Source organism: Roseateles sp. UC29_93, assembly GCF_042695725.1.
GTDB lineage: Bacteria > Pseudomonadota > Gammaproteobacteria > Burkholderiales > Burkholderiaceae_C > Roseateles > Roseateles noduli_A.
Genome location: NZ_CP170545.1, coordinates 4,903,035 through 4,915,755 on the forward strand (window position 1 = coordinate 4,903,035; position 12,721 = coordinate 4,915,755).

Sequence of the window (12,721 nt, forward strand, 5' to 3'; positions counted from 1 at the left end):
GGCCTAGCGGATGATCGTGACCGCACGCGGCTTGACCGCGGCCAAGCCGTCCAGATAGACGGCATCCAGGAAGTTCGGCGCACGCGGCGCGTCCACGACCCGGTTCTTCATCGCCCAGCGGCCCTCGTCCTCGAGGACCACCAGCAGGTGTTGTTCCAGCGACAGGGAGAAACGGCTGCGCGAGAGCAGTTCATGGATCTCCTCGGGCGGTTTGCGCAGCGCCTGCGCGACGATGGACTCGCTGGCGGCCAGGTCGTGTTTCAGCAGATCCTCGGCCTGCAGCAGCGCGACGAGCAGGTGACGCACCACCTCGCCGCGTTGAAGCGCGAAAGCGCGCTGCGAGGCCAGATTGAAGCTGGAGTCGTACACCCCCTCGCTGGGGAACACCGCCGCCCGGTCGCCCAGGCGCCGTCGTGCGTCGGCGACATACGGTTCCCAGGTCACGATGGCATCGACATCGCCGCGCACGAGCGCATCGGCCAGGTCGCGCGGCTTGTGGTCGACGACCTGGACATCCGCGCGCGACAGGCGCGATCGGACCAGCAGCACGTCGAGCACGAAGTCGCCGCTCGTGCCCACGCTGGCGCCGATGCGCTTGCCTCGCAGCGCGTCGGCGGACCAGATGCCGCGGTCGGTACGGCCGACGATGGCATGGTCGCTTTGAGTGGACAAGGTCGCGAGGATGGTGACCGGATGCCCTTTGACCACGGCCAGCGCGACGGGCAGTTCGGCGACCGTCGCGACGTCGGCCTTGCCCGCCAGCACGGCGTCCAGGGCCTCCTTGCCGGAACCGTGGTGCTGCACGGTCACGGACAGGCCTTCGCGTTCGAAGTAGCCCCTGGCAACGGCCACAAAGGCGGGCGCCGCGCCGGCATAGGGCGTCACCGCCAGCACGACGGCCTCCCGCGAGGCCGCGGCCTGCGGCGGGTCCGGTCTGCCGCAGCCGGACAGCGCCGAGCCGAGCGCGGTGAGCAGCCAGAGGCGGCGCGTGGCGCTCAGGCGCCACGACCCCGCGAAGACATTCGCCCTGTTTGCGTCAGACATCGCAGCCCCCCTGCGTCTCGAAGGTCCGGGGGGACTCGACGTTCCCTCTCCGGCTCGCACCTCGCGCTACCCGCCCCTGCGCAACGACGGTCGAAGGGTGACCCGGCCTGCGCGCTGCCACATCGGCGCACTCACCGGATTCCTGGGTAGTCTTTCTGAATGACAGCGACCATTAGAGGCCGAAGCCCGCGCCATGTCCAGGGTCGGCAGCCTGGCGGTCTCGCGGCCAGTTCGCCGGGGACGCGGGCCCTCGCACTCAGCTGGGAACGGGCTCGGACAACAAGGCTTCGATGTGGGAGACGCTCTCGGGTCTGCACAGGCCGAAGCCCTGCATCAGGTCGCATCCCATGGCCACGAGCGCCGCCTCGTCCGCCTCGAGTTCAACGCCCTCCGCAACGACCGTCATGTGCATCGCATGCGCGACCCGCACCATCGACTCCACGAGCATTCGGGAATCGTCGCTGGCGGCAAGCCCGTGCACGAAGAGCCGGTCGATCTTGATCTTCTTGCAGCGCAGCCGGCGCAGGTAGGCCAGCGAGCTGTAACCCGTGCCGAAGTCGTCGATGGCCAGCCCGTAGCCCAGGCCCTGCAGCGTGAACACGAAGGAATCCGGCTTGTCGATGTCCTCGAAGTTCAGACTCTCCGTCAGCTCGAATTCGACCTCCAGCGGCGTGAGCTGCAGGGTCTTGAGCTGCTGCAGGAAACGTTCGCGATGCTGCGGCTTGCGGCACTGTTCCCAGGACAGGTTGATCGCCACCGGCGGGCACCGGAGTCCGCGGGCCTTCCATCGGTCCAGGTCTTCGCGCAGCCGGGCAAGCATCGCCAGTCCGAGGTCCACGATCATTCCCGACGACTCGGCCACCGGAATGAACGCCGCGGGCGACACCGGGCCGCGCTCCGGGTGCTGCCAGCGTGCCAGGGCCTCCAGGCCTCGGATTCGACGCTGCGCGTCGTATTGCGGCTGGTAGGCCAGGTGGAACTGACCCTCGATCAGCCCGGCTCGCAGGTCGTTCTCCAGCGCGATCCGCGACTGCAGCTGCTCGCCGAGTTGAGGCGTGAACATCTGGAAGCCGTCCTTGCCCAGGAGCTTGGCCTGGCGCATCGCCGCATCGGCGCAGCGCAGTGCGTCGCTCGCGGTGCCGGCTTGCTCCGGCAGCAACACCGCGCCGGTGCTGGCGCGCAGGTGCAGCCAATGACCATCGAAGAACAGCGGTTGGGTCAGTCCGATCTGCAACTGGACTGCAAAGGCCTGCAGCGAGGCGGCGTCCGGCCGCGGCGTCAGCAGCACGGCGAACTCGTCCGCCGACAGCCGCGCGGCGGCATCGCCCGGGCGGCAGAGCTGGCGCAACCGTTGACCGGTGGCCTGCAAGGCCGCGTCGCCCGCCGCGTGTCCGAACTGGTCGTTGATCTGCGTGAAGTTGTCCAGGTCCAGCAACAGCAGCGCTGCGCCGCCTTCGTCAGTGATCGCCTGGTCCAGCAACAGGCGCAGATGCTCACGGTTGGGGAGATCGGTCAACGCGTCGAACCGCGCCAGGTATCGAGTGCGCCGCTGTGCCTCCTGCATCCGCACGCGCAGGCGTTTGGACAGCAACCAGGCAAGCGCGGCCGTGGCCGTCAGCGTGGCCAGCGTCGCTCCGATGAATTGCGCCAGGTCGCCCCACATGGGCAGGCGGCTCGCGCTCAAGACCAGGGTACCCACCACCTGTCCGTTGGCGGACACCGGCTCCACCAAGGTGATCTGGCCGGCCCAGTCCTCGAGCCGGGACCGCTGCGCCGGCGGACGCACGTAGATCGTGAACACGCTGCCGTCCCGCTTGAGCAACTGCGCGCGCAGCGTGGCCGGGTTCTGTTGCAACGCCTGCAGGATCTCCGCGGCGTCCTCGCGGCTGTCGAAGACCAGCGCGGCGGACGCCGTCTGTCCCACGATGCCGGCCTGCAGGCGCAGATCCTCCCGCTGCCGGTCCTGCAGGCGCCAGAACTGCATGGCACTGAGCAGCAAGGCAAAGACGAGCAGCACGGTCAGCGACACGGCGAGTTCGCGCCAGCGCTCCACGGTGTCGAAGATCTTGGCGTTCATGGCGAAGTCGATTGATGCCGCACGAAACGCGCCAGTCGCAGCAACTTGGCGCTCACCGTCAGCCCGGCGCTCCGCGCCGCATCCAGGTCGACGTCGAAAACGATACGCCCATCCTCCACCTGCAGGTTCACCATCGCCCCGAAGTCCAGCATGCCGGCCTCGTCGGCCAGCACCAGGACGTGGGCGCGCTCGAGTGCCGAGTGCCAGGCCGGCTGCGGCTCCCCGACGTAGAGGACGTGGCAGCCGACGAGCTGCTCCGGGCGCGAGACGCGGCGCACCTCGATCGTGAACTGCCGGATTGGCCGGGCCGCCAGCGCTTGCAGGAAAGGTCCAAGCCGACTGTCCCCCGCGATGCACAGGTGCAACACGCGGCCGGCTTCCCGCTCCGCGGGCCAGGTGATGAACATCAGCGTCCGGTAGATCACCTCGGCCTTCAGGACCTCGGGGCCAGAGGCTTGCGCGAGCGCGGGAGCACCGACCGCAACACCCAGGAACGCCAGCATTCCGGACATCGCGAGGCGCCGGAAGCGGCCGCGGTCACCCGATGCCGGCGCACTGGCGCGCCCGATCGAAAGCGGGGACATGAGCATCCGCACCACGGTCAGAAGGCGATCCGCCAATCCAGACGCCAGGTTCGGCGTGGCTGGGGAATCGCGTCAAGTGAGGCGTCGGGTGACGACGGGTCCTGGTTGGCGCGATCGAGCAGGTTGTCGACGTGCATCGCGACGGTCTGGCGCTCGTCGACGCGGAAGCGCAAATGCGCGTTGAGGAAGGCCGACGGCGAGACCCGCACGCGGCCCAGTCGCGCGCCAAGTGCGGTGCCTTCCACGCCGAACTGCCATTGATGCCATTCGGACGTGACGAGATGGCCCTTGACCATCCAGGTCGGCGCGTTGCTCAGCCGCGCGCCCCGGTCGTCGCGGGCATCCATCCACGAGGCGCTCGCGCGCCAGAGCCAGCCGTCCTGCCGCCGATGCTCGACGGAGAGGTCCACGCCCCGCATCCGCGCGCGGCCACGATTGACGAATTGCACCACCGCGTCCGACTCGGCGCTCAGCGGTACCTGCTCGATCAGGCGATCCAGGCGCGTGTCGTAGGCGTTCACGCCCAGCGCCTGTCCCGACGGCAGCAGATACTCCCACGCGATCTCCGCGGAGCTCAGCCGCTCGGGCCGCAGCGCCGGATTGGCCAGCTGCGATTGACCGCCGTCGTCGTAGAAGCGCTCATAGAGATTGGGCGAACGGAAGGAGCGCGCCCACATCAGCTTGAGGGTTTGACGCTCGCTGGGTCGGTAGACCAGCACCGCCCGCGGCGACAGCGCCGGCGAGAAGCCTCGCGCGTGGTCCACCCGCAGCCCGGTCGTGAGCTGCCAGGCCTGCGACAACCGCCATTGGTCCTGCGCGAACAGTGCCGCCGAATCCTGCGTCACATGCGAGTCCAATCGCGATGCGTAGGGCTCGACCCGGTAGTTGCGTTGCACGCCGTAGGGCGAAGTCCTCACCTCGGCGCCGGTCATCAACTCGTGGTTGAGCAGGCCGCGCCACAGCACGCGTGCATCGACGGTGATCCATTGGGCATAGGCCTTGTCCTTGTCGATGACCGCGGGGGATTCGCCGAAGACGTAGCGGCCGCGAAAATCGTATTGAGACAGGTTGAATCGCAGGCTGCGGCGCAGGTCCCCTTGCCAGCCCTCGTCGTAACCGGCCTCGACCATCAACTCGCGGTCCGTGTAGCGGGTCCCCGATGCGCCGGGCAAGGTGCCGTAGGGCGCGGTGGGCACCTCCTTGTCGCGTTGCACCGCGGACAGCGACAGCCGCCAGCGGCCAACGCGGTACTTCGTCAGCACGGCCACCTGGCGCTCGCCGTCCAGTCCGCGGACCCAGCCGTCGGCGGTGCCCAGCGAGGGCAGGAACAGGTCCTCGCCGCCCGTGCGTTGAAGGTTCACGCCAAGGAACAGGTCGCCGCCCGCGACGTCGGCGGCGCCGTAATGCAACTCCGCGCGGCGCATGCCGTCGCCGCCGGCGCTGGCGAGCGCGGACAGGCCCGGCGCATCGATGCCGTCCAGCGTCACCACGTTGACCACGCCCAGCAGCGCGTTGCTGCCGTAGATCGAGGAGCCCGGGCCCTGCACCAGCTCAACCCGCTTGACCCAATCGGCGACGACGGGGAACTCGAGTTGCGGCAGTCCCTGGTCGTAGATGGCGTCATTGACACGCTGACCGTCGATGGACATCAGCACGCGGGAGTTGTAGTCGCCCGGCCGGTTGAAGCCGCGAACGCCCAGGTTGCTGTAGCTGCGCGTGTTGCCCAGATAGACGCCGGGCAGCCGGCCGAGCATGTCGCCGATGGTCACGTGGCCGAGCGCGGCCGCCTCCTGGCGAGTGATCACGCTGACGGCGGCGGGCGCATCCATCAGGCTCTGCGCGTAGCGTGAGGGTCCCTGCACTTCGCGCTTCAGCAGCGCTTCCAGCTGGTCCTCATCCTCGCCGACCGGTGCTGCGGTCGCGCCCAGACTGACCAGCGGTCCGAGCAGGCCACAAACGGCCCAGGCAATTGCGTGTTTCACGGGGAAACGCCGTAGGGCGGCGACGGCGGGTACAACAAAGGGGGGCCAGCTTATCGGGCAGCGTTGACCGGATGGAAGTCAAACTTCACATCATTGAAAACTTGCTGCGAGACCCCTATAAGCAAACCGTCGCCCCGGACTTAGTGCACGCTCCCGCAGGCGCCGGACTCAGATCGGCGCGTTGGCCGACGGGAAGTCCGGGAAGGCGCCGTCACAGCCGAGCGGCGCCCGGGATCCCGCGCGCACGTCGTTGAGCTTGAAGGTCGACGACGTGGCGAACGGGATCGTCACCGGTCCCGGTCCGAGCGTCAGCGTCGCATAGTCCGGCTGCGTCGGCCCGCCCTTCTTGCCGTCGGAGGTCAGGAAGTTCGTCGAGTCGAAGACCACGTTGTCCAGCGTCATCGTCAGCGTGTTGGTGACGCTGCCGTTGTGATAACCGCGGAAGACCAGCTTGCCGGCGCCGAACTTCGCGCTGCTCAGCACGTGGATGTTCTGCAGCAGGATGTCGGTGATGTTGGGCGCGGTGCTGTGATTGCCGCTGCTGTAGTACGGCGTGAAGATCAGCGGCTGCTTGACGTTGCGCATGCAGGCGTTGGCGAAGATCACGTTGCTGACCGGACCGCCCACGCTGTCGTAGGTCTTGATGCGCAAGCCGTTGACCTGGGCGTCGTCGAAGCCGTCGATGCTGACGTCGTCGACCCGCACCTGGCTGACGCCCCGGGTGGTCTCGCTGCCGATCGACACGCCGTGGCCGTAGTACAGGTGGTTGTGCGCGATGTAGATGTCGGAGCTCGGCGCATCGGCGGCCTTGATGGCGATGTGGTCGTCCCCGGTGCTGATGGACGCGTGCGCGATCCTCACGTTGCTGCTCTCCACCACGTCGATGCCGTCGGTGTTGGCCGCCGTGTCCGGCGTGAAGCAGGTGCTGGGCCTGGTGGCCGCGACGTCGGGATTGGGCGTCGTGCCGGCGGCACACGCGTAGTGGGCCACCGAGTAGGCCAGCGACGGCGCCAGGACCTTCGTGTTCCAGGCGACGAAACCGGTCAGCCCGCTGACCACGACGTGCGCGTTCGGTGAGTTCTGCAGCGTGACGCGATACAGCGTGAAGTTGCTGCCGCCGATCAGGTTGATCAGGCGCGGGTTGTTCTGCTTCTTGCCCGTCGCCTCCAGGAGATTGGCGACGTCCCACCAGGTCATCTTGCCGGCATTCGCGCCGGAGGTCAGCACGCTGCCGCCGCGGCCGTCGATGATGCCGTCGCCGACCACGCGGCTGTCGGCCGCATTCTTCAGGCGGATCAGCGCGTAGCAGGACTTGCCGTCGCCGCCCGCGGTGCCGCAGTTGCCGCCGCCGTTGTCGAAGTCTTTCGGACTGCGCGACGCGAAGAGGGTCACGCCGTTGTCGACCCACAGCGTGACGCCGCCCTTCAGCACCAGCGGCCCCGACAGGAAGGCGTTGGCGTTCCCGCTGATGACCAGGCGCACCGCCTGGCCGCTCGGGCAGGCATCGATCGCATCCTGGATCTGGCGCGTGTCCGGTTGCGAGTGCGCGGGGTCCGCGTCGACCGCGTCCGGCAGCAGACCGCCCGACTGCGTCAGGGATGCGTGCAGGGTCTTGCAGACCGCCGTCGCGGCGGGCAAGGCCGGCTCCGCGGGCAGCGTCGGGTTGTAGGACGCCGCTTGCGCGGCGGAGGCGGTGATCGCGCCGAGCGCGGCCACCACGGCGAGGTGGCGTCTGGAAAGAACGGGAGTCATCAGGATCCTTGGCGGGAGAGGCTCGCCGGACCGGCGGAGAACACGGACCGGGAGCGGGTGGACAGGCCGTGCTGTGTACCGTGGTGCCAGGTCTTGCGGTTGCGTTCGACGCGAGTCCAGACGTAAGCCAAGGATTGCGATTGCAGCGGAATGCAAGAAGGGCGAAAGCCGTTCCGTTTTGCAACCGGGAGATCACGCCAAGCCAACCAGGCCCCAACCCGCGCAAGCGCCCCTCGAGGATCCGGGACCCACGCGGACACCGCGCCCTCGCCTCACTGCGCCGCGTCCAGACTCGCCTGCGTGAACGCGGGATAACCCGCCGGGCGGTAGTTGTTGAGATTGTTCAGGAAGTTGCTGTCCTTGACCGGGACGTTCGCCGAGTCGTAGTCGAAGGTGTTGAGCAGGCTGCGCATCGTGGCGTTGCTCACGCCGTCACCGGTCATCGATGTCCAGCTGACGATGGCGGGTGTCAGCCATTGGCCGTACGGGTTCTCCGCGGCGACCTCGGTGGCGCCGGCGAAGCGCATCGCATGCGTGAGCGCGCCGTCCTTGTGATAGACGAAACGCACGTGCCCGTTCTGCACCGCCAGCGTGTCCACCGCCGCGTTGTTCAGGTCGCCGTGGGCGCTGTAGCCGCCGTGGGTGACCGCGCCGTTGGTCGTCCAGATGGCCACGTGCTCCCAGTCGTGGCGGTGCCCGCCGCCGAGCCCCGTCGTCTGGTCCTTCAGGAAGTACAGGGCGTAGAAGTGCCCGCAGTACACGTTGCCGCCGCTGGTCACGCAGGCATGGCGATGCAGCGTGTTGGCGTAGTCCAGGAAGTCGGTGCGACGGCAGCCGCCGGTGATGCTGCCCGAAGTCTTGAGGCCGCCGTTCTGCTGGCCGCCGCGGCTGATGCCGGCGCTGGGCAGGCAGCCGTCGGTGTCGAAGTCGAACAGCGGATAGGTGGCCGCGATCTGGACGTTGACCGGCCAGGCGGCACTCAGCGCGGGGAAGTCGTCGGCGCGCGCGGACGTGGTCGCGAGCGCGGCCAGGAGCGCCAGGGCGGCGATGCGGATGCGATGCATGGTGGACGTCCTCGGGTCAGTTGATGCGGATCTGGAGACCGGTGGCGGTGTAGGTCGGCGTGGCCGCGAAGCCGTCCACGACGACCTTGTCGAACCTGCCCTGCAACGCGGCGGCCTGGATCACCGTGAAGGTGTCGCCGCTGCGCGGCGTCGTGCCGGACTGGAACTTCACGGCCAGCGTGCCGCCCGCGATCACGACCTTGCCCTGCGCGGCCAGGCTGCCGGCGTTGCTCGCGCCGAGGTGCAGCTCCAGCGTGCCGGTGGCCAGTTGGGTGTAGTTCGTGACCGCGACCGGCACCGGCGCCTGCGTCGTCAGCGTGCCGGTGTCGACATAGACGTCCCCGGTGCCCAGCGCCTTGGCGCTGTCGGCGCGCAGGACGCCGGCGGAGACCTGCGTGCCGCCGCTGTAGCTGTTGCCGCCGGCGAGGGCGAGCGTGCCGCTGCCCAGCTTGGTCAGCTTGCCCGCGCCGCGGATGTCGTTGCGCCAGACGTCCAGCGCCTGGAAGCCGCCCTTGGCCGCGTCCATCGTGACGCCCACATCGCCGTCGAAGGCGGCGTACCCGTCCGCCGCGGCGAAGAGGTTCAGACGGCCCCAGCCTTCGGCGTCGTCCATCACCGGATAGCCGGAGCTCAGCGCGGTCGTCTTCAACACGACCCGACGCTGGTCGGCGCTCAGGTAAGGGAGGCGCGTCTCGAGCAGCACTTCCGCACCCTTGGGCACGACGGCGCCCTGGGTGGTCGCGCCGATTGGGCTCAGGCCGAAGGTCATCAGGCGCTGCACCGTCGCCTTGTTGGTCGCGTAGTCGGCGTAGGCGTCCTGCGCCGCCGGCAGCGAGTGCGCATAGGCCTGCAGCGCCGCGGCGTCCTTGGCACCGACGGCCGCCATCAGGGACGTGCGGGCCTGGTCGTAGGCCGCCTGGCGGTTGGTCTTGTTGGGATCGTTGACGAGGTTGGCCGCCGCGGCCGCCACGCCCTGGATGCGTCCGCCCACCACGTCCAGCGGCGAATGCATGCCGGCGAGGATGCGGTTCTCGCCCAGCACGAGGGCGCGGGTCACCATCTCCTGGTAGCGCTCGGGCACCAGGTAGGCCATGGCCAGCGCCTTGCGGACACCTTCCGCCGTGTGGCCGCTGACGAAGCCGCCGTCGGTCGTCGGCGTGGCGCTCTTGGCGGGCTCCAGCGCCGGCACGACCTTGACGCTGGCGCTCCAGCGCCATGGCCGCGCGTACTTGTAGAAGCGCTTGGCCGGCTCGGTCGATGCGTTGGCGCCGATGGCATTGACCAGGTCGATCGCCGCGCCAAAGCCGTGGCTGTTGGCGGCGCCGGCATTGCCGATGTCATTGCCCTGGTCGTTGTAGAGCACGGTGGTCGCATCGGGCGCGATGCCCGTGATGGTCGTCGTCTGCTCGCTGAGGGTGCGCCACGCCGAGGTCAGCGGGCCCATGCCGTCGCTGACGCTGTAGCCCTTGCCCCGTCGATCGTCGAGGTAGGCGGCCAGCTCCTGGGCCGCGGTCCGACGGCCCGTCGCGTCGACGACGTACTGCACGTTGGCGGCGTGGACGGCGGCGTTGAGCACCTTGCCGTCGGTCGCATCGCCGGGAATGCCGCTCCACGTGGAGGCCGCCACGGCCGCGAAACCATCGCGGGCCGGCGCGCTTGATCCGGCGTCGACCAACTGCGTGCTCGGCTGCCAGATGTCGAGGAAGCCGGCGACCACGCGCACGCCCGCATTGGTTTGCAACGTGGCGTAGCGCGCGTCACCGCGCTGGTTGGTCGCGATGGTGTCGACGAAGGGCGGTGTCTTCGCCTCGTCCTGCACCGCCGCGGTGTCGGTGGTGCCCAGCCCCTTCGGTGCCGCGGGCACCACCAGGGGCGTGTCCTGTTCGTCGTCGTCGGACGAGGAGCAGGCGCCGAGCAGAAGCGCCGGCACCAGCACGGGAAGAATGGCCAGGAGCAGTCGGTTGCGTTTCGGTTGGGAATTCATCATGGGAGTCGTCGACAAGGAATGGTCGCGGGCGACTCTAGAAAGGCGCGATGTCGAGGTCATGACAGCGTAGTCATTCGTTACCCATTTTTGCGAGACACGCGCATCGGAACTTCGGACACTGCATGCGCTCACCCGCCCATGCACTTCGTTCACGGACCGCCATGCATCCAGTTCCACGTCGATTCGTCCAACGAGCCAGCCTCGTCGCCCTCGCCTTCGGCGCCATCGCGCCCGCCTATGCGGCGCTCAGCCTGAACGTCACCCAGGACCTCTGGTCCGGCGGCTTCTGCTCCCGGGTCAACATCCGCAATCCCGGCACCACGGCCAGCGGCGTCTGGACCTTGCGCTTCGAGCTGCCCAACGGGCAACTGAACGGCAGCTGGAACGGCCAGTTCAAGAACGAGTCCGCGACCACCGTGGCGGTCACCGGCACGAGTTGGAACTCGCCGGTCGCCCCGAGCCAGAGCTTCGAGGTCGGTTTCTGCGGCACCGGCACGGCCCCCAGCGCCGCCTCCTTCCGCATCGCCGAGGCCAGTGCCCCCGCCCCCGCACCAGCACCAGCACCAGCACCAGCACCAGCACCAGCACCAGCGCCAGCACCAGCGCCAGCACCAGCGCCAGCACCAGCGCCAGCGCCAGCACCAGCACCAGCACCAGCACCAGCGCCAGCGCCAGCACCAGCACCAGCACCAGCGCCAGCACCAGCACCAGCACCAGCCGGCGATCTGTCCGTTCCGGCCACGGGGCAATTCAAGCTGCCGTTCAGCGTCGCCGCCGACGGTCGCATCCTGGACAACCAGGGCACGGCGGTCTCGATCCGGGGCGTCAACTGGTTCGGCTTCGAGACACCGGACCTGGTCGCGCACGGCCTCTGGCAGCGCAACTACAAGGACATGATTGCCCAGATGAAGGACCTGGGATTCAACGCGGTGCGCCTGCCCTTCTGCCCGACGACGCTGCGTTCCACGGGCCGCCCCAGCGGCGCGCTGAACACCAGCGTGAACCCCGACCTGGCCAACAAGACGCCGCTCCAGGTGATGGACCGCATCGTGGCCGAGTTCGCGACGCGCGGCTTCTACATCCTGCTCGACCACCATCGGCCGGACTGCAACGCGATCTCCACGACGCCGCAGATTCCCGGCTATTCGCTGGACCAGTGGGTCGCCGACCTGCAGTTCGTCGCCGACCGTTACCGCAACGTGCCCAACGTCTTCGCGATCGACCTGAAGAACGAGCCGCACAGCACCGGCGGCTCCGGCGCTTTCTGGGGCACGGGCAACATCGACAACGACTGGAAGCTCGCCGCCGAGCGCGCCGGCAGCGCGGTGCTGGGCATCAACAGCAAGCTGCTGGTGTTCGTCGAGGGGGTGTCCGACAACCAGGGCCGTTGCGAGAACCCCGACCCGCACTGGTGGGGCGGCAACATCGAGCCGGCGGCCTGCTATCCGATCGACGCCACCCGGATCCCGCGCAACCGCCTGGTGCTGTCGCCGCACATCTACGGGCCGTCGGTGAGCGCGCAGCCCTACTTCGGCGACGGCACGGGCTTCCCGAACAACATGCCGGCCATCTGGCAGAACCAGTTCGGCCGGTTCATGGGGACGCATGCCGTGGTGCTCGGCGAGTTCGGCGGCCGCTTCACCGACAAGGATCGCCAGTGGCAGATCAAGATGGTGGACTGGATGAAGTGCAAGGGCGTGCGCAACTTCTTCTACTGGTCGTGGAACCCCAACTCCGGCGACACCGGCGGCATCCTGCTGGATGACTGGCAGAGCGTGTCGCTCGACAAGTACAACAACCTCAAGCGCCTGTGGGACGGGTCGGCGGTCGACGCCAACGTCTGCAAGTAGGCGCCTTTGAGGCGGCGCTCGGCATCGCCCGTGTCAGCGCGCGCGGGCGGCCAGGAATCGTTGCAAGGCCTCCTCGCGAAGGCGGGCCACGATGCCCTGCCGCTTCATGTTCTGGAGCGTGTCGGACAGCGTCGGCACGAAGGCCTCGTGCCGGCGATGCAGATAGGCATGGCCGGTCGTGGACTCGACGATGCGCAGCAGACTCGGCGCCGGACCGGCCCGGACCTGCGGACTGGCATCACCGAACGCGAGGTAGTCCTGGACGGCTTCCTGCACGTCGAAGTAGAGCGCGACACGCTTGAGCTGCAGCCGCCGGACGCCTTGTTCGATGGTGGTCACGGTCGACACATGCCCGGGTGCGGCCTCGCGAGCCAGCAGGGC

At 68.6% G+C, this 12,721-nt stretch carries 9 protein-coding genes; 1 reads left to right on the forward strand and 8 read right to left on the reverse strand.

Annotated elements, in window-relative coordinates; all coding sequences use genetic code 11:
* Positions 1-3: 3 nt before the first annotated feature.
* From ACFJIX_RS22860 to ACFJIX_RS22890, 7 genes are all read right to left on the reverse strand, one after another.
* Complete coding sequence (locus tag ACFJIX_RS22860) at positions 4-1,044, reverse strand: ABC transporter substrate-binding protein (RefSeq protein WP_377154985.1); 1,041 nt, start codon at positions 1,042-1,044, stop codon at positions 4-6.
* A gap of 256 nt (positions 1,045-1,300) precedes the next feature.
* Positions 1,301-3,121: a putative bifunctional diguanylate cyclase/phosphodiesterase gene (locus ACFJIX_RS22865; RefSeq protein ID WP_377154986.1), complete on the reverse strand. Its 1,821-nt coding sequence runs from the start codon at positions 3,119-3,121 to the stop codon at positions 1,301-1,303.
* Complete coding sequence (locus tag ACFJIX_RS22870) at positions 3,118-3,741, reverse strand: YfiR family protein (protein WP_377154987.1); 624 nt, start codon at positions 3,739-3,741, stop codon at positions 3,118-3,120. Before ACFJIX_RS22870 ends, ACFJIX_RS22865 begins: the two co-directional genes overlap by 4 nt.
* Positions 3,723-5,687, reverse strand: coding sequence for a TonB-dependent receptor plug domain-containing protein (locus tag ACFJIX_RS22875; RefSeq protein WP_377154988.1), 1,965 nt, complete (start codon positions 5,685-5,687; stop codon positions 3,723-3,725). Before ACFJIX_RS22875 ends, ACFJIX_RS22870 begins: the two co-directional genes overlap by 19 nt.
* 168 nt (positions 5,688-5,855) lie before the next feature.
* Positions 5,856-7,439 (reverse strand): glycoside hydrolase family 28 protein, encoded by a 1,584-nt coding sequence (locus ACFJIX_RS22880; RefSeq protein ID WP_377154989.1) that lies wholly within the window; start codon positions 7,437-7,439, stop codon positions 5,856-5,858.
* A 272-nt stretch (positions 7,440-7,711) separates the two neighbouring features.
* On the reverse strand, positions 7,712-8,503 hold the full coding sequence (locus ACFJIX_RS22885; protein ID WP_377154990.1) for an NPP1 family protein: 792 nt from the start codon (positions 8,501-8,503) through the stop codon (positions 7,712-7,714).
* Positions 8,504-8,519: 16 nt separating this feature from the next.
* Positions 8,520-10,487, reverse strand: a complete 1,968-nt coding sequence (locus ACFJIX_RS22890; protein WP_377161898.1) for a phosphatase PAP2 family protein — start codon at positions 10,485-10,487, stop codon at positions 8,520-8,522.
* Positions 10,488-10,651: 164 nt separating this feature from the next.
* On the opposite strand from ACFJIX_RS22890, the gene ACFJIX_RS22895 reads away from it, so the two are divergent.
* Positions 10,652-12,340, forward strand: coding sequence for a cellulase family glycosylhydrolase (locus ACFJIX_RS22895; RefSeq protein ID WP_377154991.1), 1,689 nt, complete (start codon positions 10,652-10,654; stop codon positions 12,338-12,340).
* Between the two features lie 33 nt (positions 12,341-12,373).
* Here ACFJIX_RS22895 and ACFJIX_RS22900 read toward each other — a convergent pair whose 3' ends face one another.
* Positions 12,374-12,679, reverse strand: coding sequence for a hypothetical protein (locus tag ACFJIX_RS22900; RefSeq protein WP_377154992.1), 306 nt, complete (start codon positions 12,677-12,679; stop codon positions 12,374-12,376).
* Positions 12,680-12,721: the final 42 nt, after the last annotated feature.